General features: G+C 73.1%; 19 protein-coding genes and 1 pseudogene. 14 read left to right on the top strand and 6 right to left on the bottom strand.

Annotation, left to right across the window (positions count from 1 at the left end):
* Positions 1–63 precede the first annotated feature (63 nt).
* Entirely contained in the window at positions 64–570 is a 507-nt protein-coding gene (locus ACIBK8_RS05815; protein WP_399040320.1) for a MarR family winged helix-turn-helix transcriptional regulator, read from the top strand.
* A 139-nt stretch (positions 571–709) separates the two neighbouring features.
* Complete coding sequence (locus ACIBK8_RS05810; RefSeq protein WP_399040319.1) at positions 710–1,123, top strand: SsgA family sporulation/cell division regulator; 414 nt, start codon at positions 710–712, stop codon at positions 1,121–1,123.
* 34 nt (positions 1,124–1,157) lie between these two features.
* On the opposite strand, the gene ACIBK8_RS05805 is transcribed toward ACIBK8_RS05810, so the two are convergent.
* Positions 1,158–1,778: a TetR/AcrR family transcriptional regulator gene (locus ACIBK8_RS05805; RefSeq protein WP_399040318.1), complete on the bottom strand. Its 621-nt coding sequence runs from the start codon at positions 1,776–1,778 to the stop codon at positions 1,158–1,160.
* A 102-nt stretch (positions 1,779–1,880) separates the two neighbouring features.
* Between ACIBK8_RS05805 and ACIBK8_RS05800 the strand changes: the two genes are divergently transcribed.
* From ACIBK8_RS05800 to ACIBK8_RS05790, 3 genes are all read left to right on the top strand, one after another.
* Entirely contained in the window at positions 1,881–2,420 is a 540-nt protein-coding gene (locus tag ACIBK8_RS05800) for a PH domain-containing protein (RefSeq protein ID WP_399040317.1), read from the top strand.
* A complete protein-coding gene (locus ACIBK8_RS05795; RefSeq protein WP_399040316.1) occupies positions 2,417–4,069 on the top strand; it encodes a PH domain-containing protein in 1,653 nt (550 codons plus the stop codon). The genes ACIBK8_RS05800 and ACIBK8_RS05795 overlap by 4 nt, the downstream gene beginning before the upstream one ends.
* A gap of 169 nt (positions 4,070–4,238) precedes the next feature.
* A complete protein-coding gene (locus ACIBK8_RS05790) occupies positions 4,239–4,655 on the top strand; it encodes an SsgA family sporulation/cell division regulator (protein WP_393681782.1) in 417 nt (138 codons plus the stop codon).
* 59 nt (positions 4,656–4,714) lie between these two features.
* Here the strand turns inward: ACIBK8_RS05790 and ACIBK8_RS05785 are convergent, their stop codons facing one another.
* Complete coding sequence (locus ACIBK8_RS05785; RefSeq protein WP_399040314.1) at positions 4,715–5,491, bottom strand: polysaccharide deacetylase family protein; 777 nt, start codon at positions 5,489–5,491, stop codon at positions 4,715–4,717.
* 158 nt (positions 5,492–5,649) lie between these two features.
* Here ACIBK8_RS05785 and ACIBK8_RS05780 point away from each other — a divergent pair, with 158 nt between their 5' ends.
* The 4 genes from ACIBK8_RS05780 (at position 5,650) to ACIBK8_RS05765 (ending at position 9,061) form a co-directional block, all read left to right on the top strand.
* The gene (locus ACIBK8_RS05780) at positions 5,650–6,354 is read left to right on the top strand and encodes a response regulator (protein WP_399040313.1); all 705 of its coding nucleotides are present in this window, start codon (positions 5,650–5,652) and stop codon (positions 6,352–6,354) included.
* Positions 6,351–7,991, top strand: a complete 1,641-nt coding sequence (locus ACIBK8_RS05775) for an ATP-binding protein (protein ID WP_399040312.1) — start codon at positions 6,351–6,353, stop codon at positions 7,989–7,991. Before ACIBK8_RS05780 ends, ACIBK8_RS05775 begins: the two co-directional genes overlap by 4 nt.
* On the top strand, positions 7,988–8,578 hold the full coding sequence (locus ACIBK8_RS05770; RefSeq protein ID WP_399040310.1) for a hypothetical protein: 591 nt from the start codon (positions 7,988–7,990) through the stop codon (positions 8,576–8,578). Before ACIBK8_RS05775 ends, ACIBK8_RS05770 begins: the two co-directional genes overlap by 4 nt.
* 81 nt (positions 8,579–8,659) lie before the next feature.
* On the top strand, positions 8,660–9,061 hold the full coding sequence (locus ACIBK8_RS05765) for a DUF1992 domain-containing protein (protein WP_399040309.1): 402 nt from the start codon (positions 8,660–8,662) through the stop codon (positions 9,059–9,061).
* 9 nt (positions 9,062–9,070) lie between these two features.
* Here the strand turns inward: ACIBK8_RS05765 and ACIBK8_RS05760 are convergent, their stop codons facing one another.
* The gene (locus tag ACIBK8_RS05760) at positions 9,071–10,345 is read right to left on the bottom strand and encodes a DUF4185 domain-containing protein (protein ID WP_399040308.1); all 1,275 of its coding nucleotides are present in this window, start codon (positions 10,343–10,345) and stop codon (positions 9,071–9,073) included.
* Between the two features lie 154 nt (positions 10,346–10,499).
* On the opposite strand from ACIBK8_RS05760, the gene ACIBK8_RS05755 reads away from it, so the two are divergent.
* The 3 genes from ACIBK8_RS05755 to meaB are packed head-to-tail and all read left to right on the top strand — an operon-like array spanning position 10,500 to position 15,614.
* Positions 10,500–12,380: a methylmalonyl-CoA mutase family protein gene (locus ACIBK8_RS05755; protein ID WP_399040307.1), complete on the top strand. Its 1,881-nt coding sequence runs from the start codon at positions 10,500–10,502 to the stop codon at positions 12,378–12,380.
* A complete protein-coding gene (gene scpA / locus ACIBK8_RS05750) occupies positions 12,380–14,602 on the top strand; it encodes a methylmalonyl-CoA mutase (protein WP_399040306.1) in 2,223 nt (740 codons plus the stop codon). The genes ACIBK8_RS05755 and scpA overlap by 1 nt, the downstream gene beginning before the upstream one ends.
* 13 nt (positions 14,603–14,615) lie before the next feature.
* Positions 14,616–15,614: a methylmalonyl Co-A mutase-associated GTPase MeaB gene (gene meaB / locus ACIBK8_RS05745; protein WP_399040305.1), complete on the top strand. Its 999-nt coding sequence runs from the start codon at positions 14,616–14,618 to the stop codon at positions 15,612–15,614.
* A 33-nt stretch (positions 15,615–15,647) separates the two neighbouring features.
* On the opposite strand, the gene ACIBK8_RS05740 is transcribed toward meaB, so the two are convergent.
* Together ACIBK8_RS05740 and ACIBK8_RS05735 are read right to left on the bottom strand one after the other, a co-directional pair.
* Complete coding sequence (locus ACIBK8_RS05740; RefSeq protein WP_399040304.1) at positions 15,648–16,541, bottom strand: LysR family transcriptional regulator; 894 nt, start codon at positions 16,539–16,541, stop codon at positions 15,648–15,650.
* Positions 16,542–16,546: 5 nt separating this feature from the next.
* A complete protein-coding gene (locus ACIBK8_RS05735; protein ID WP_399040303.1) occupies positions 16,547–17,056 on the bottom strand; it encodes an ATP-binding protein in 510 nt (169 codons plus the stop codon).
* A gap of 198 nt (positions 17,057–17,254) precedes the next feature.
* On the opposite strand from ACIBK8_RS05735, the gene ACIBK8_RS05730 reads away from it, so the two are divergent.
* The gene (locus ACIBK8_RS05730) at positions 17,255–17,497 is read left to right on the top strand and encodes a DUF397 domain-containing protein (RefSeq protein WP_399040302.1); all 243 of its coding nucleotides are present in this window, start codon (positions 17,255–17,257) and stop codon (positions 17,495–17,497) included.
* Between the two features lie 90 nt (positions 17,498–17,587).
* Positions 17,588–18,496 carry a helix-turn-helix domain-containing protein gene (locus ACIBK8_RS05725; RefSeq protein ID WP_399040301.1) on the top strand — a complete coding sequence of 303 codons (909 nt, stop codon included), beginning with the start codon at positions 17,588–17,590 and terminating at the stop codon, positions 18,494–18,496.
* A gap of 96 nt (positions 18,497–18,592) precedes the next feature.
* Here ACIBK8_RS05725 and ACIBK8_RS05720 read toward each other — a convergent pair.
* Positions 18,593–19,072, bottom strand: a pseudogene (locus ACIBK8_RS05720) (IS5 family transposase); the annotation flags it as partial.
* Between the last annotated feature and the right edge of the window lie 138 nt (positions 19,073–19,210).

Raw genomic sequence — 19,210 nt, 5'->3', positions numbered from 1 at the left:
GCACGTGTGGGACGTACGGCGGCGGGCGAAGGCGCCGTACGGCAGGCCGAGAGGAGAGCCCGGGTGGCCGAGGACATCGTCGCGGGAGTGCTGCGTCAGTGGCAGCAGGTGCACCCGGGGCTCGACACCGGCCCGATGGCGCTGATCGGGCGGCTCAACCGCTGTTCGGCGCTGCTCCAGCAGGCGGCCGACGCCCCGTTGCGGCGGGCCGGCCTCACCCGCGCCGAGTTCGACATCCTGGGCACCCTGCGCCGGATGGACCGCGAGCTGACACCCGGCCGGATCGCCCGCGAGACCTTCGCGTCCGGCGCCGCCGTCACCAAGCGGGTGCGGCAGCTGGAGACGCGTGGCCTGATCGTCCGCCGGCCCGACGACCGGGACCGCCGGGTCGCCCACCTCTCCCTCACCGACGAGGGCCGCGACGTCATCGACCGGCTGCTGCCCGAGCAGCTGGGCTACGAAGCGGCCCTGCTCGGCGGCATCGGCGCTCAGCGGCAGCACCAACTCTCCGACGGGCTCGCCGAGTTGCTGGTCGTGCTCGAAGGGCGGCTCGGCAGCCTGATGGACTGAGCGCCCGGCCCGGGAGTCGCGCCCCGCGCGCACCGCTCCGTGACGCAGCTCACTCAGGAATACGGCGTAGGGGCGTGACGCAGCGGACACTCGCGCGTCGAAGGGACAAGGAAGCGCACCCAACGCAAGGGAGCCGGCGATGCCCACCGCCATCGACCACGCCGTCCAGGCCCGTCTCATCGCGAGCGAGCCACGGTCCCAGCAGATCCCCACGGCGCTGCGTTACGACCCGGCGGACCCCTACGCGGTCCGGGTGGTGTTCCCGCCGCAGGCGTCCCTGGACGGCGCCGAGGTGGCGTGGACCTTCGCCCGCGAGCTGCTGACGGAAGGGCTGCGGGGGCCCGCCGGCGTCGGCGACGTGCACTTCTGGCCGTGCGGGCCGCGCAGCGTCATGGCCGAGTTCCACACCGTCGAGGGGCTGGCGATGGTCCAGTTCGAGGCGCGGGATCTGCGGTGCTTCCTGTCCATGGCGTACGGGGTCGTCGCCCGGGGTGACGAGGCCCGGCATCTGGACGTCGACGGCGATCTGGCGGCGCTGCTGCGCGAGGCGTAGCCGCAGGTCACGGGCCGAATTCCGGGCGGCAGGGTCAGTCCGTGGCGTCCGGTGGCCTGGTGCCGAAGAGGTCCGCCAGGTGCAGGTCGAGGAGCTGGAGCGCCTTCTCGGGCGGGTGGACGTCCAGCAGGACGTAAGTGGAGAGGCCGTCGACGAGGCTGATCAGGAGCATCGCCTCGTCGTCGGTGTCCCGGCCGGGCGGGAGTTCGCCGCGCTCCGCCGCGCGGCGCAGCTGGCCGGCGAAGAAGGCGCGGAGGCGGGGGATGCCTTCCTTCGCCTCCGCGCGCAGGCTTTCGTCGTGCACGGCGCGGACGAAGTAGGCGGCGCCGACGAGGAGTCCGGTGCGGCTCTTGTCGTCGAGCGGGAGCATGCCCGACAGGCAGGCGCGCAGCACGGCGCGCGGCGTCGGTTCCTCCGCCATGGCGGTGATGCGGTCGCGGATCCGCCGGTCGGCCAGCTCGTTGATGTGCCGCAGGGCGAAGCCGAGCATTTCGTCCTTGGTGCGGAAGTAGTGCTGGAGCCTGCCGAGCGAGATGCCGGCCTCGGCCGCGACGTCGCGCAGGCTCGCGCCGTCCAGACCCCGGGTGCTCGCGATCCGCCAGAGCGCTTCGGAGATCTCCCTGCGCCTGGTCTCGTGGTCCACCTTCTTGGGCACCCGCGCCCTCCCTCGGTCACGTTCCGCCGCTTTTACAAGTCGCTCGTACCGTTATAACGTACCGCTCTCCAATACGATTGACTTGGAAACGGGGAGCTTGCCGTGCCACCTGCCGTTCCGCCCGCCACCGGGCCCGCCCGCCCGCAGCTGCGCCCACCGCGCCACCGCGTCGATCCCCGCGCCCGGCGCTGGTGGACGGCCCAGGCGCTGCTGACGCTCAGCGGACCGCTGCTGCTCACCGCGCTGGCGCTCGCCACCTGCGCCGTCCTGTTCTTCCCCGGCGCGCTGCCCTGGCTCGGCCCGCTGCTGTGCGTGGTGCTCGTACTGCCCGCCCTCGCGTACCTCCTCGTGATGCCGCGGTGGCGGTACGCGGTGCACGCCTGGGAGCTGGGCGACCTGGCCGTCTACGCGTCGGCCGGCTGGTTCCGGCAGCGGCGCCGGATCGCCCCGCTGTCCCGGGTGCAGACGGTCGACACGCTGCGCGGCCCGCTCCAGCGCCGGTACGGGCTGGCCACGGTCACCGTCACCACCGTGTCCACCGCAGGGGACATCACGATCGCCGGGCTGTCCGACGCCGACGCCGAGGCGCTGTCCCAGCGGATCGGCGAGGCCGCGCAGGACATCCGGGGTGACGCGGCATGAGCGGCACCGCACCCCGGAGCCCCGTACCCGCCGCGCCCTGGCGCCGGCTGGACCCGCGCACCCTGCTGGTGCACTGCGGCTGGCTCGCCGCGCCGCTCGGCTCGCTCGGGCTGACCGCGCTGGCCACCGGCGGCCGGATCACCACCGGCGCGTGGATCACGCTGGCCGCCGTCGCCGCCTCCTTCGCCGTCGTCACCTGCATCGGCCTGATCCGCTGGGCCCGTACCGCATTCCGCGTCACCGACGAGTCGTTCGATGTGCGCAGCGGGCTGCTGACCAGGCGGCTGCGCAGCGTGCCGCTGCACCGCATCCGCACCGTCGACCTGACGGCCACTCCCCTGCACCGCCTGCTGGGCGTCACCGTCCTGCGGGCCGGCACCGCGAGCCCGTCCGAAAGCGGCGGCGCGCTGTCCCTGGAGGCGCTCACGGTCGCCGCGGCCGGGAAGCTGCGCGCCGAACTGCTCGCGCGCGCGGACACCGGGGCGACCGCGGGCGATCCGCTGCTGGCCCGGTTCAGCCCGCGGTGGCTGCGGTACGCGCCGCTGACGTTCTGGGTCGTCGGCGGCGTCTTCGTCGCGGTCGGCGCGGTCCACCGGGTGCTGGACGGCATGGGCATCGAGCTGTGGAAGCTCGGCCCGGTCCGGCGCGCGGCCGAGGAGTTCGGCAGCAGCCTGCTGTGGCTGACGATTCCCGCGGCCCTGCTCGCCGTCCTCGCCGCCGGCGCGATCGGCGCGACCGCCCTCTACACGGAGAACTGGTGGAACTACCGCCTGGAATGGGCGGATTCAGGGACTCTGCGCATACGGCGGGGGCTCTTCACCACCCGCGCGGTCACCATCGAACGGGCCAGGCTGCGCGGCGTGCTGCTGCGGGAGCCGCTGCTGCTGCGGGCCGGCGGCGGCGCACTGGTCCGGGCGGTCGCGGGCGGCCTCGGCAACCGCGAGGAGAACCGCAGGCGCAGCGCGGTACTGCCGCCCGCGCCCCGCCCGGTGGCGCTGCGGGTGGCGGGCGGCACCCTGCGCTCACCGTTCCCCGACCCGGAGTCCGCCGCGGCGGATGTGCCCGGCGCGGAGAGGTCAGGCGCGGGGAGGTCAGGCGCGGGGAGGTCAGGACGGTCCACGCCGTCCGCCGCCGTTCCCGCCCGGCCCGTCCTGGCGCGGCACCCGCGGGCCGCGCTGCGCAGGCGGCGGCTGCGCGGGCTGCTGTGGGTGGTGCTGCCCGGCACCCTGGCACTCGCCGGGTCGGGCCTGGTGCTCGCCGGGGCGGACCTGGCCTGCGCGCCCGTGCTGCTGCACGCCGCCTGGATCTACGCCGCGGTGGCCACGCCGGCCGTGCTGTGGCTGGCCCGGGACGCGTACCGCAATCTGGGGCACGGGCTGCACGGCCGTCATCTCGTCGTCCGCTCGGGCACGTTCAGCCGGGACACCCTCGCGCTGGAGCGCGCGGCCATCGCGGCGTGGACCTTCACCAGCACACCGGCCGGCCGCCGGTCCGGCCTGGTGACGCTGACCGCGGCGGTGGCCGCCGGCGAGGGCGGGTACCGCATTCCGGATCTCGCCGCGGCGGACGCACCGGCCTTCGCCGCGGACACGGCGCCGGGCATCATCGACGCGTTCCTGCTGCACCCGGACCGGCCCGCGGACGGCTGACGCGCGGGCCGGTGCGCGGTTTCCCGGCCCCTGCGGTTACCCCGTTCCCCGGCGTCGATTCGTCCCATGACACAGATCACACACCTGTCGCGTGCACGACGAGCCCGTCCTGACCGTCCTAGAGGGTGAGCCGTGCCCATGAACCGACAGCCGTGAGGGAGCAGCCGCGATGCCCACCAGTGTCATCGACCAAGCCGTACAGGTCCGTCTCATCGCGACCGCGCCCGGCCCGCACGCGGTACCGGCTGTGCTGCACTACCAGCCCGCCGACCCGCTCGCGGTCCGGATGTCGTTCCCGCCGGAGATCTCCCTCGACGGTGCGGCGGTGGACTGGGCGTTCGCCCGCGAACTGCTGGCCGAGGGACTGCACACCCCCGCGGGCCGGGGCGACGTACGGGTGCGGCCCTACGGCCCGGAGCGCACGGTCATGGAGTTCCACGCGGACGAGGGCGTCGCCATGGTGCAGATGAGAACGGCCGATGTGCAGCGCTTCCTCGCCCGCTCCTACGCGGCGGTGCCCGCGGGGCAGGAGCAGGCGCATCTGGACGTCGACGGCGGGCTCGCCGCGCTCTTCGGCGCGGCGTGAACCGCCGCGGGCGGGCCGCCGGCTCCCGCCCGCGGCGGCCCGGCACCGCGGCCGGTCCCTCAGCGCTGCGGGAAGCCGAAGCCGTAGCCCTGCTGCCGCAGCTCGGACAGCAGTTGGTCCAAGGCCACGACGGTCCGCGACCGGTCGCCGCCGCCGTCGTGGAAGAGCACCGTCGGCCCGTTCGGCAGCTCGCCGCGCACCGTCGCCTCGATGGTCGCGACGCTGCCGCCCTCGAAGTCCTTGCTGTCGATGTTCCAGCCCAGCGGACGCATCCCGTGGCCGGCCGCCAGCTTCCGGCTGTACGGTGTGAACGCGCCGCCGGGGGCGCGGTAGTAGTCGACCCGGGCGCCGCCCGCCGCGTCCTCGATCATCTTCTGGGCGTCGAGTATCTGCTGCGCCTGGTAGCTCTCCGGCCGGTGGTCCATGCCGGTGTTGTGGCTGATGGTGTGGTCACAGAGCCGGTGGCCCGCGGCTACCACCTGCTTGACGAGGTCGGGATGGGCCTTCGCCTGCGGCCCGATCATGCAGAACACCGCGGAGACGTGGTGCTTCTTCAGGACCTCCAGGACCTTCGGCGTCCACACCGGGTCCGGTCCGTCGTCGATGGTGATGTTCAGGCTCCGCCCCGGACGGTCCGACGCGTGCACGATCGACGGGTCCACCTTGCGGGTCTCGGGCTGCGCGGCCTTCTGCCTGCCGGTGTCGACGCTCTCCGCCTGGGCCGTTTCGGAGCTGCCGAGCTGGGTGAAGGTGAGCACCCCCGCGACCGCGAGCGCCACCACCCCCGCCGCGGCTGCTCCGATGATGTTGCCTTCGACCCCGAAGCGCCGTGCCATGTCGATCCCGTCCCTCGCGCTGTCTTCATGTCCGTGTGCGGTCCGGCGGCTTCGCGTGCTGCCACCCACGCGCCGCCCTGCACTACGACAGATGCGCTGGAAACCGGTCAGGATGCTCCTGTTACCGATCCATCATGAAAGTTATTGATACTGGGCCCATGCCACGTGTACTTCTGATCGAGGACGACGCCGCCGTACGGGACGGAGTCTCGCTCGCGCTGCGGCGGCGCGGCCACGAAGTGGCGGCTGCGGGCAGTGGCGAGGAAGGGCTCGACGTCCTGCCGGGATTCCGGCCCGATATCGTCCTGTTGGACCTGATGCTCCCCGGCAAGGACGGCTTCGAGGTCTGCCGGCTGATCCGCGCCGAGCGGCAACTGCCGATCATCATGCTCACCGCCCGCGGCGAAGACCTCGACGTGGTGCTCGGCCTGGAGGCCGGCGCCGACGACTACATCGTCAAACCGGCACGCGGCGAGGTCCTGGAGGCCCGGATGCGCGCGGTGCTGCGGCGCACCGCGCTGCCCGCCGACGGCAGCGCCGCAGCCGAGACCGGCCACGCCCCCGTCGAGTCGTACGGCGAGCTGGCGATAGACCGCGCGGGCCTGGTCGTCGCCAAGAGCGGCCACGATCTGGCGCTCGCCCCCTCGGAGATGAAGCTGCTGCTGTTCCTGTCCGCCACACCCGGCCAGGTCTTCAGCCGCCAGCAGCTCCTGGAGCACGTCTGGGAGCACAGTTACCACGGTGACGCGCGGCTGGTGGACGCCTGTGTGATGCGGCTGCGGACGAAGATAGAGGACACCCCGCGCAGCCCCCGCTACGTCCAGACCGTGCGCGGCTTCGGCTACCGCTTCGGTCCCCTGTGAGGCGCCCCCGCAGGCTCGTACCGCCCCGCTCGCTGCTGCGCGGCCTGCGGGCCAGGCTCGTCGTCGCCTTCCTGCTGGTGGCCGCCGTCAGCGCGCTGACCACCGCGGGCCTGACGTACCGCGAGGCCCGCAACGCCATCCTCCAGCGCTCCCAGGACATCGCGGTCAACGACCTGCGCGCACAGATCAACTCGCTGGCCCCCGAGCTGGCGGTGCCGCCCGCGCGCGCGGACCTCGACTCGTTCCGGGTGCAGCTGGAGCGGTCGGGGAAGTCCCGCGACTGGGACATCGCGGTGCACTACCGCGGCGCGCCGGACGGCGGCGCGTCCCCGCTGAGCGGCACCGTCGTGGTGCCGGACGACCTGCGCAAGTCGGTCGAGACCCGCCATGTGCCCGCCTTCCAGCGCGTCGAGCGCGGCGGCGATCCCTGGCTGCTGATCGGCATGCCGGTGCGCCAGAGCGACGGCCGGGCGTCCGCGCTGTCCGTCTACGCGCAGCTGCCGCTGAACGCCGAGGAGGCGAACGTCGAGGCGCTGGTGAGCGCGGCGCAGCGGGGTGCGCTGCCGGTGCTCGCGCTGTCCGTGATCCCCGCGCTGCTGGCCGCCCGGGGCGTGCTGCGTCCCGTACGGGGGGTGCGGCAGGCGGCCGGGCGGCTCGCCGAGGGGAAGCTGGACACCCGCCTGGAGGTCAAGGGAACCGACGAACTCGCCGATCTTTCCCGGTCGTTCAACGACATGGCGGCGAAGCTGGAGGAGAACGTGGCGGAGCTGCGGCGTCTTGAGTCCAACTCCCGGCGGTTCGCCGCCGATGTGTCGCACGAGCTGCGGACACCGCTGGCGGCGATGACCGCGGTCACCGACGTGCTCGACGAGGACGCCGACGCGCTGGACCCGGACACCGCGTCCGCCGTGCGGCTGATCAGCCAGGAGACCGGGAAGCTGGCGCGCATGGTGGAGGACCTGATGGAGGTGTCGCGGTTCGACGCGGGGGCCGCGGCCCTGCACCCGGACGAGGTGGACGTGGCCGAGACCATCCGCAAGACCTTGCAGGCCCGCGCCTGGCAGGACCGGGTGACGGCCGACCTGCCCGCCGCCGTGCGCGCCCGTCTCGACCCGCGGCGGCTCGACGTGGTGGTCGCCAACCTCGTGGGCAACGCCCTGCACCACGGCGGCGATCCCGTGCGGGTGCGGCTGTACGCCCCGGCGCCCGGGGACGACCTCCTGCGCATCGAGATCGCCGACAGCGGCCCCGGCATCGACCCCGAGGTGCTGCCGCACGTCTTCGACCGCTTCTACAAGGCCGATTCGGCCCGCGCCCGCTCCGAGGGCAGCGGTCTCGGGCTGGCCATCGCGCAGGAGAACGTCCGGCTGCACGGCGGCTCGGTACGGGCGGCCAACTCCCCCGAAGGCGGCGCGGTGTTCACCGTGGAACTGCCCCGGCACGCGACGGACGAGGACACGCCGGACGAGGAGGCACCGGACGGTCACACGGCGGCGGATACCGGCAGCACGGAGGCGGAGGCGGCCGGGCGGCCCGCGGCGCCGTCCACGACGGAGCCGGAGACCGCGGACACCGGGGACGCGCCGGGACCGGCCCCCGCACGCCCCGGCGTCACAGGGAAGAAGGCCACCGCATGAGGGCGCCGCGCACCCTGCGCACCGTGGGGATCACACTCGGCGGGCTGCTGCTGGCCGGCTGGTCCGCAGCCGCGCTGTCCGGCTGCGGGATCGCACCGACCGACGTGATCGACGCCGGAGTGCCCGCCACCGGGGTGAAGGCACCGGGCCGCCCGGACGCCGACGTCCAGCTCTTCTTCTACGGGCCCGCGGGGCTGCGCTCGGCGACCCGTCCGGCGAAGGAACCCGTCGACCCGCAGCAGGCGATCGACCTGCTGCTGGCCGGGCCCAACCACGCCGAGCGGCAGCGCGGCCTGACCAGCGTCCTGCCCAAGCTCTCCGACCGGCCGACCGCGGAGACCGGCGCCGGAAAGGTCGACATCGCGCTGCCCCTGACCCCGCGGAAGCTGGACACCGCGTCGCTGAGCCAGCTGGTGTGCACGGCGGCCAACGCCCGGATCCCAGGCGACAAGCCGCCGGGTGAGGTCATCGTGAACCTGACCGGCTCCGGTGACCGCGTCGGCCCGATGGTCTGCGGCGGCAACACCGCGTTCCCGGTGCTCCAGCCGACCCCGGCCGCGAGCCCGCCGACCGACTCGCCCGAATGAGGCGCGCGCTACCGTGAAGACAGGCACCCGCGTGCCAAGGAAAGGTCCGGCAGGCCCCTGAACCCTCGGGAGATTCACGCGATGACCGAGCGCAAACCACCCGGCGTCAGCTTCGAGTCCTGGATCGACAAGCAGATCCGCGAGGCCCAGGAACGGGGTGACTTCGCCGAACTGCCCGGCGTCGGCAAACCCCTCCCGCACCTCGACAAGCCGTACGACGAGATGTGGTGGGTCAAGGACAAGATGACCCGCGAGAGCCTGTCCTACCTGCCGCCCTCGCTCGCCCTGCGCAAGGAGGCCGAGGAAGCGGAGGAAGCCGCGGCGAACGCCCCCACGGAGGCGGCACTGCGGCGCATCCTCACGGCCGTCAACGAGAAGATCCGCGCGGCCCTGCGCACCCCGCTCGAAGGCCCGCCGCTCCGGCTCACCCCCTTCGACATCGACGAACGGGCCCGCGCCTGGCGGGAACGGCACGGCAAGTAGCGAGGCGGGTCACCGGTCGGCAGGCCCCAGCCGCACCCGGAGGAAGCGCGGCCGGTAGAGCCCGACGTTGTCGTTGAGGCGGCTGTCGGGCGCCTCGCCGGGCGGGCCGAGCCAGTTGATGTCGTAGCTGAGCAGCAGCCGCCCCGACGCGTTGAACTCCGGGTGCGCCTGCGGGTTGTAGACCGCGGTGTACCGGGGGTCGGCGCCGGGCGGGCGGGGCGGCGCGATCCGGCCGTTCGGGCCGTGCCAGGGGCCGTGCGGCGAGCAGGCCCAGTAGCTGGTGAGGTCCGACAGGCCGGCCGCGCCGCTCCCCCCGGTGTCCATGGTGACCAGCACCCAGGTGGCGCCGTCGCGCACCACGGTGAACGAGCTGCCCACCCCGCGCCGCCCGCCGTCCCGCAGCACCGGCTTCGCGCTCCCCGGCCCACGCGCCCAGTGCGCGCCGTCCCAGAACCGCCAGGCGGCGCGGTCGGCGAGGCGCCCGTCGGGCACCCGCGCGAGGTAGGCGCTGGAACCCGGCACGGAGGGCGGGTCGTCGCCGCCGAAGACGTACGTCCAGCCGCCGTCGCGTACCGCCGCGGTGCCGTAGAGGACCCGCTCGGCGGGGTCGGCCACGGCGCTCTGGCCGACGGTCTCCTTGATGCCCTCCAGGCGCAGGCCGGGGAGGGAGAGGGTGGCGACCTCGGTGCCGCGCGGCTGTCCGAAGACCCAGGGCCCGGTGCCGGGGGCGCGGTTCCACAGCAGGACCCGGACGACCTTGTCGGCCGAGCCCGGTGTCCTGGGCTCCACGCTCGCGTGCACCGGCCAGCGCCAGCCGCCCCGCGGGTCGGGGAAGAAGGGACCTGGAGCCGCCCCGCCGCCGGTCAGCGTCCGCTCCAGATGCCCCGAACGGTCCATCACCACCACGGAGTTGTGCCGCAGGAAGGGGGTGCCGCCGTGGTCGGCCGTGCGCCAGGAGTACGGCTCGCCGCGGGGGTTCGGCGGCGGATGCACCCGGTCGAGATAGGTGTCGGAGAAGAACCACAGCGTCCGCCCGTCGGGCAGCCGCAGCGAGTGGGTGCCGTCGCCGCCGGTCCAGTCGTCGGCGGGGGTGTCGTGGTCGCCGTAGCGGGCGAACTCCCCGGTACGCGCCGCGTCGGGCGACCAGGAGGTGAGGGAGCGTCCCACGCAGGCCGCGTCCCGCTGCCGTGCGGCTCCCGGCAGCGCCGACGCCGCGACGGTGGCGAGCAGGGCGAGGGCGAAGAGGGCGACGGTCGCCCGGCGCACGGTGGTCGTCCTGGACATTCCGCTCCTCGGTCGGGTGCCGCGCCCACCGTACCGGCCACCTCGGGGGCCACAAACGCGCGTTCCGGAGTGCGGACCGGCGCCAGGTCAACGAGTGCAAGGTCACAGCAGGAGCCTCTGCTCCAGCTAACGGTCGTTCGCCTAGCCTGCTGCCATGACCGCCGAGTCCCCCGAACTCCCCCTGGCCGCCGCATTCCCGGACGCCGACCGTGCGCAGTGGCAGCGCCTCGTCGAAGGCGTGCTGCGCAAATCGGGTGTCACCCCGACGCCGGACGCCCCCGACGACGTCCTCGCCACCGACCTCCAGGACGGCATCCGCGTCCGCCCCCTGTACACCGCCGATGACGGCGGCACGGCGGGCGGCTACCCCGGCTTCGCCCCGTTCGTACGGGCCGGCCGGCCGGAAGGAACCACCGCGTCCGGGTGGGACGTCCGCCAGCGGCAGGCGTACACCGATCCGCGCCGCGCCAACGCCTCGGTACTCGCCGACCTGGAGAACGGCGTGACGTCCCTGTGGCTGACCGTCGGCGCCGACGGCATCCCGGTGGCCTCGCTCCCCCAAGCGCTCGACGGCGTCTACCTGGACCTGGCCGCGGTGGCGCTGGACGCGGGCGCGGACTTCGCCGCCGCCGCCGATGAGCTGTGGCGGCTCTACGGCACCGCGGGGGTACCGCTCGGCGCCGCGACCGGCACGCTCGGCGCCGACCCGCTGGGCATCGTCGCCCGCGGCGGCAGCGACGCGGCCCTGGACGCGCACCTGTCGGCCGCCGCGGAACTCGCCGTGCGCTGCGCGGCACAGGCGCCCGGCCTGCGGGCGCTGTCCGTTGACGCCCTGCCGTACCACGAGGCGGGCGGCTCGGCCGCCGAGGAGCTGGCGTGCTCGCTGGCCACCGGCGTCGCCTATCTGCGGGCGCTCACCGCCGCGGGCATGGACATCGACGCCGCCTGCGGCCAGCTGGAGTTCCGCTACGCCGCCACCGCCGACCAGTTCCTGACCATCGCCACGCTGCGCGCCGCCCGGCGGCTGTGGGCGCGGGTCGCCGAGGTGTGCGGCGCCTCGCCCGCCGCCCGCGCGCAGCGCCAGCACGCGGTCACCTCGTCGGTGATGATGACCCGTCGCGACCCGTGGGTGAACATGCTGCGCACCACGGTCGCCGGGCTTTCCGCCGGGGTGGGCGGCGCGGACGCGGTGACGGTGCTGCCGTTCGACGCGGCGCTCGGCGTGCCGGACGCGTTCGCCCGCCGGATCGCCCGGAATACGCAGTCGGTGCTCCTCGATGAGTCGCACCTGTCGAAGGTCATCGACCCGGCGGGCGGCTCCTGGTACGTCGAGAAGCTGACGGACGAGCTGGCCCGCGCGGCCTGGGCCTGGTTCCAGGAGATCGAGGGCGCGGGCGGCCAGGCCGCGGCCCTGCGGTCCGGCGCGGTGTCAGGACGGCTCGCGGCGACCTGGGAGCAGAGGTCCCGCAGGCTCGCCACCCGCCGCGAACCGATCACCGGCGTCAGCGAGTTCCCGCACCTGGCCGAACCGCCGGTGCACCGCGATCCGGCTCCGGTACCGGCCGGCGGCGGGCTGCCGCGGGTGCGCAGGGACGATGCGTACGAGGCGCTGCGGGCCCGTTCCGACGCGCATCTGGCGGCCACCGGGGCGCGCCCGAAGGTGTTCGTCGCGGCGCTGGGCCCGGCTGCGGCGCACACCGCACGGGTGGCGTTCGCCGGCAATCTCTTCCAGGCGGGCGGCATCGAGACGGTGCAGGAACCCCCGTCGGTGGACGCGCAATCGGTCGCCGCCGCGTTCGCCGCCAGTGGTGCCCGCATCGCCTGCCTGTGCGCGAGCGACGCGCTCTACGCCGAGCAGGCGGCCGGTGTCGCGGCTGCGCTGAAGGCGGCGGGGGCGCGGCGGGTGGTCCTGGCGGGCAGGCCGGGCGAGTGGCGCGAGGAATTCGGTAAGGCAGGCGTGGACGCGTACGTCTTCGCGGGCTGCGATGCGGTCGAGGCCCTCGCCTCGGCCCTGGATGTCATGGAGGTGGCGTGATGGACGGCACGACGCAACAGGCGGGCGTCATCCCGGACTTCAGCGGCGTGGAACTCGGCGACGCGGACGCCGCGGGCGACGCGGCGCAGTGGGCCGACGCGGTGCAGCAGGCCACCGGCAAGGGGGTCGACGACCTGACCTGGGAGACGCCCGAGGGCATCGACGTCAAGCCGCTCTACACGGAAGCGGACCTGGCGGACGTGGACTTCCTGGGCACCTACCCGGGGATCGCGCCGTATCTGCGGGGCCCGTACCCGACGATGTACGTCAACCAGCCGTGGACCATCCGGCAGTACGCCGGCTTCTCCACCGCCGAGGAGTCCAACGCCTTCTACCGCCGCAACCTCGCGGCGGGCCAGAAGGGCCTGTCGGTCGCCTTCGACCTGCCCACCCACCGCGGCTACGACAGTGACCATCCGCGGGTCACGGGCGACGTCGGCATGGCGGGTGTGGCGATCGACTCGATCTACGACATGCGGCAGCTCTTCGAGGGCATCCCGCTCGACAAGATGACGGTGTCGATGACGATGAACGGCGCGGTGCTGCCCGTTCTCGCCCTCTACATCGTGGCCGCCGAGGAACAGGGCGTGCCGCCCGAGAAGCTGGCCGGGACCATCCAGAACGACATCCTCAAGGAGTTCATGGTCCGCAACACCTACATCTATCCGCCGCAGCCCTCGATGCGGATCATCTCCGACATCTTCGCGTACACCTCGCAGAAGATGCCGCGCTACAACTCCATCTCGATCTCCGGCTATCACATCCAGGAGGCGGGCGCGACGGCCGACCTGGAGCTGGCGTACACCCTCGCCGACGGCGTGGAGTACCTGCGCGCGGGCATGGCGGCCGGGATGGACGTGGACTCCTTCGCCCCTCGCCTCTCCTTCTTCTGGGCGATCGGCATGAACTTCTTCATGGAGATCGCGAAGCTGCGCGCGGCGCGGCTGCTGTGGGCCCGCCTTGTCCAGCAGTTCGACCCGCAGAATCCCAAGTCCCTTTCGCTGCGCACCCATTCGCAGACCTCGGGCTGGTCGCTGACGGCGCAGGACGTCTTCAACAACGTCACGCGCACCTGCGTGGAGGCGATGGCGGCGACCCAGGGCCACACCCAGTCGCTGCACACCAACGCGCTCGACGAGGCCCTCGCCCTGCCGACCGACTTCTCCGCCCGCATCGCCCGCAACACCCAGCTCTTCCTCCAGCAGGAGTCGGGCACCTGCCGGGTCATCGACCCGTGGGGCGGCAGCGCGTACGTCGAGAAGCTCACCCACGATCTGGCGCGGCGCGCCTGGCAGCACATCGAGGAGGTCGAGGCGGCCGGCGGCATGGCGAAGGCCATCGACGCGGGCATCCCGAAGCTGCGCGTGGAGGAGGCCGCGGCCCGCACCCAGGCGCGGATCGACTCGGGCCGGCAGGCGCTGATCGGTGTCAACAAGTACCGGGTGGAGACCGACGAGGAGATCGACGTCCTCAAGGTCGACAACTCCGCGGTGCGCGCCCAGCAGATCGACAAGCTGCGGCGGCTGCGCGCGGAGCGCGACGAGAGCGCGTGCCAGGAGGCGCTGCGGGCGCTGTCCACGGCCGCGGCCTCGCCGCCCGGCGACGGCCTGGAGGGCAATCTGCTGGCGCTCGCCGTGGACGCGGCCCGCGCGATGGCGACGGTCGGCGAGATCTCGGACGCCCTGGAGTCGGTCTACGGACGGCACTCCGGCCAGATCCGTACGATCTCCGGTGTGTACCGAGACGAAGCGGGCCCCTCATCCGGTGTCGAGCGCACCCGCGGTCTGGTGGCCGAGTTCGAGCGCGCCGAAGGCCGCAGGCCGCGCATCCTGGTGGCGAAGATGGGCCAGGACGGCCACGACCGCGGCCAGAAGGTGATCGCCACCGCCTTCGCCGACCTGGGCTTCGACGTGGACGTCGGCCCGCTGTTCCAGACCCCGGCCGAGGTGGCGCGGCAGGCGGTGGAGGCCGACGTGCACATCGTCGGGGTGTCCTCGCTTGCGGCCGGCCATCTGACGCTGGTGCCCGCGCTGCGCGAGGCGCTGGCGGCCGAGGACCGCGAGGACATCACGGTCGTGGTGGGCGGGGTGATCCCGCCCCAGGACGTGCAGACGCTGCGCGACATGGGCGCCGCCGCCGTCTTCCCGCCCGGCACGGTCATCCCGGATGCCGCGTACGACCTGGTGAAGGACCTGGCACAGGTCCTCGGCCACGAGCTGTGAGCCGGTGCGGCCGATGCCTGTGAGGATCGATGTCGAGCGGTACGCCGCGGGGGTCCGCGCGGGGTCCAGGGCGTGGATCGCGCGCGCCGTCACCCTCGTGGAGTCCACCCGCGCCGATCACCGTGCGGCGGCCCAGCGGCTGCTGGTCGAGCTGCTGCCGTTCTCGGGCGCGGCCCGGCGGGTGGGGATCAGCGGGGTGCCCGGGGTCGGCAAGTCGACCTTCATCGACGCGCTGGGCACGCGGCTGACCGGTGCCGGGCACCGCGTGGCGGTGCTGGCCGTCGACCCGTCGTCGAGCCGTACCGGCGGCTCCATCCTGGGTGACAAGACCCGGATGGAGCGGCTGGCGACCGACCCCGCCGCGTTCGTCCGCCCCTCCCCTACCTCCGGCACGCTGGGCGGCGTGGCGCGGGCGACCCGGGAGTCCATCATCGTGATGGAGGCGGCGGGCTACGACGTCGTGCTGGTGGAGACGGTCGGCGTCGGCCAGTCCGAGACCACCGTCGCGAACATGGTCGACACGTTCGTGCTGCTGACCCTGGCCCGTACCGGCGATCAGCTCCAGGGCATCAAGAAGGGGGTCCTTGAGCTGGCGGACCTGGTGTCGGTCAACAAGGCGGACGGCCCGCACGAGCGGGACGCGCGCGCGGCGGCCCGTGAACTGTCCGGCGCGCTGCGCCTGTTGCAGCCTCCGGACGCGGCCTGGACGCCGCCGGTGCTGACCTGCAGCGCCCGCGAGGGCACCGGACTCGACACGCTCTGGGAGCGCGTCGAGCAGCACCGCACGCTGCTGGAGTCCACCGGCGCGCTGGCCGAGCGGCGCCGTGCGCAGCAGGTGGACTGGACGTGGACGATGGTCCGCGACCAGCTCATCGACCGGCTCCGCAACCACCCCGAGGTCCGCAAGCTGAGCCCGGGGATCGAGCAGGACGTCCGGGACGGCGCCCTCACGGCGACGCTGGCCGCCGAGCGGATCCTGGACGCATTCGGGCTGCCGGGCGCCGACGGCTGAGCGGGGCGCCGCCCGGCGGGAGCGCGCGGCGCCTCACGCGGCCTTCCCTGCCGCCGTTTTGAAGTGGGCGACGGCGAGTTCCGCGAAGCGGGCGGCGGCCACCGACAGATAGGTGTCCGCGCGGTGGACCAGGCTGAGGGTGCGCACGCAGTCGGGGGCGTCCAGCCGCACCAGGGACAGCGAGGTGTGGGCGACACCGGCCCGGGAGACCGCGGGCAGCAGGCCGACGCCGAGCCCCGCGGCCACCAGAGGGTGGGTGACACCGGGTTCGTCGCCCTCGCAGGCGATCAGCGGCCGGCAGCCGATCCCGGCGAACAGCCGGTCGAGCAGGGCGCGTTGCCAGTGGCCCTGCCGGGTGATGAGGAACGGTTCGTCGACCAGTTCGTCGACCGTGACCCGTTCCCTGGCGGCCAGCGGATGTCCGTCGGGCACCGCCAGCAGCACCTCCTCACGCAGCAGTTCCACCGCGTCGAAGCCGGGCCCGTACAGCGGCTGCGAGGCGACGCAGAAGTCGACCTCGCGGGCCCTGAGCTGTTCGGACATGACGTCGGCGGTGGACTGGTGGAGGCGGACGGTGACCTCCGGGTGCGCGGCGCGGAAGCCGGCCAGCAGGTCGGTGAGCGGCAGCAGCGTCTCGGCGGCGAGGCTCACGCTGCCCCGGCCTGGCCCCGCCGCGTCGGCCAGCTCCCGCCGTCCGTCGTCGAGTTCGCCCAGCGCGCGGTCGACGCGCCGCAGGAAGGCGGCGCCGTGGCGGTTGAGGCGGATGGTGCGGCCCTGGCGGTCGAAGAGCGGCACCCCCAGCTCGGCTTCCAGCCTGGCGATGGTGCGGCTCACCGAGGGCTGCGCCACCCGCAGTTCCTCGGCGGCCCGGCTGATGTGCTCGCGGCGGGCCACGGTCTGGAAGTAGCGCAGCGCCAACAGGTCCACGGCCGTCAGCCGCGGGAGGAGAGGGCGGCCCAGACCGTCTTGCCGGAGTGGTCGGGCGGCGTCCACCCCCAGGCGTCACTGAGCTGGTCGACGATCTGCAGGCCACGGCCCGACTCGGCCAGCAGGCCGGGGGTGCCCATCACGGGGGCCGCGGCGCCGCCGTCCGACACCGCGCACAGCACGCCGCCGTGCTGCCGGGTCAGGGCCAGCCAGGCCGGATGGACCGGGCCCTGCTGCGCTGTGCCGCCGGTGCCGGCGACGGCCTTCCTGATGCCGTACCGCAGTGCGTTGCTGACGAGTTCGGAGACGATCAGGGCCGCGTCGTCGGCGACCGTGGCGCACATCCGCCAGCCCTGAAGCGTCGCCCGGGTGAACCGCCGGGCGTCCGCGACGGTACGGCCCGAGACGCTGAGCGCGCAGGCGGCGAAGGAATCCGGGCCCGGCACCCACCAGGGGTCGTCACACGGCTCCTCCCACAGGCTTGTGTGCACGGTCTCTGCCGGATGTGTCGTCATCACGATCTCCGCGAAGGGGCGCTCTCTGGGGCTGGGCGGAGTTGCCCAGGACAGCTAATATCCTCGTCAGCCGTCCCTCGCTGCAAGTGCATCTGCAAGTACATCGGTAAGGACGGCCGCACATGGGCTTGTTCACGCCAACGTGATCGCAGGCCGGAAAACGGTCGGAGGCGGAGCCTCCAGCAAGGAGCAGCAGTGATGGAGACGGTGCCCAACGGCATATCGGCGACCCGTATCGAGCACGCGAACTGGCGCAAGAGCCGTCGAAGCAACCCCAGCGGCAACTGCGTTGAGCTGGCAGTTCTTGCCGACGGCGGGGTGGCGGTGCGCAACTCACGGCATGTGACGGGCCCCGCGCTCGTCTACACCCGCGAGGAGATGGCGGCCTTCGTCCAAGGCGCCAAGGACGGCGATTTCGACGACATGATCGGCCGTGACTGACGCATATGTCGGCCGGATAGTCGATCCGCTGTACGTATCCATCCGGCGGTGGGACACTGGGCGCTCGCCCGACCACCCTGGGGAGTCTGCATGATCGCCGCGCAGCCGAGTCGCGAGCCCTCTCTGCGCCACTATCTGGAGCACCCGCGTGGCGGACCGACGGTTCTGCGCATCGTCCTGGGTACCCAGCTGCGCAGGCTGCGGGAGGCCGCTCACATCACCCGCGAGGCGGCGGGCGACGCGATCCGCGGCTCGCACGCCAAGATCAGCCGCCTCGAACTGGGCCGGGTGAGCTGCAAGGAACGCGACGTCGCCGATCTCCTGACGCTCTACAACGTCACGGACGAAGCGGACCGCGCCGATTTCCTCGCGCTCGCCCGCCGCACCAGCACGCCGGGCTGGTGGCACCAGTACGGCGACGTACTGCCCGGCTGGTTCGAGACCCACATCGGCCTCGAAGAGGCGGCGTCGGTCATCCGCACCTACGAAGTGCAGTTCGTGCCCGGCCTGTTGCAGACCCCTGACTACGCCCGTGCGGTGACCAAGCTCGGGCATCCGCGGGCGTCGGCCGATGAGATCGAGCGCCGGGTGGCACTGCGGATGCAGCGTCAGCAGCTGCTCAGCGTTCCGCACGCGCCGCGGCTGTGGGCGGTGATAGACGAGGCTTCCCTGCGGCGTCCGCTGGGCGACCGGAAGGTGATGGACGAGCAGCTGCGGCATCTCCTGACGATGTCGAAGCTGCCCAACGTCACCTTGCAGATCGCCCCGTTCAGCCTCGGCGGGCTGGCCGCCGCCGGTGGGCCGATCACCATCCTGCGGTTCCTGGAGCCGGACCTGCCGGACATCGTCTACCTGGAGCAGCTGACCAGCGCGCTCTATCTGGACAAGCGCGACGACGTCGACCACTACCTCGCCGTCATGGACCGGCTGAGCGCCCAGGCCGAGTCGCCGCGCAACTCGCTGGCGATACTGGAAAGGCTGCTCGAACAGGAGAGTTGAGCCGCCGGACAGCGCATGCCAGAGGGGCGGGGCCTGCCGGGCCCCGCCCCTCCGTACGTATCCAGGACTGTGCGGCGCTAGGCACTGTTTCTCGGATCATGTGCGGAGCCAGATCATGAGTGCTGCGAGGGTTAGAGTGCCGAGGTAGATGTAGGCGCGTTTCTCGTAGCGGGTGGCGATGGCCCGGAAGCCTTTGAGGCGGTTGATGGCGCGTTCGACGGTGTTGCGTTTCTTGTAGCGCTCGTTGTCGAAACCGGCGGGCCGGCCGCCTCGGGAACCTCGACTGCGGCGGTGTCTTTGCTGGTCGAGACGTTCGGGGATGGTGTGCCGGATTCCGCGTCGTCGCAGGTAACGGCGATTCTTCCGGGACGTGTAGGCCTTGTCCGCCAGGACACGGTCGGGCCGGGTGCGGGGCCGTCCGGCTCCGGCCCGGGGCACGGAGACCTGCTCCAGCACGCGTTCGAGCTGGGGGCCGTCGCCGTAGTGTCCGGGTGTCAGGATGAGGGCGAGGGGCCGGCACCGTCCCTCGGCGACGAGGTGGATCTTGGTGGTGAATCCTCCGCGGGAGCGTCCCAGGCATTCGCCGAGCTGACCACCTCCGCCAGCCGGACGGCCAGTTTCCGCAGTACCGGATCGACCTGGTTCGTCCCGCGAACGGCCCCCCTTTCAGGAAGCACAGCGGGCGGAGCTTTCCTCGCGCCGGCGGCGTGCTGG

It is taken from the genome of Streptomyces sp. NPDC050161, assembly GCF_044460025.1.
GTDB lineage: Bacteria > Actinomycetota > Actinomycetes > Streptomycetales > Streptomycetaceae > Streptomyces.
The sequence above is the reverse complement of the archived record's forward strand: the minus strand, read 5'-3'. Positions and strand labels throughout refer to the sequence as shown.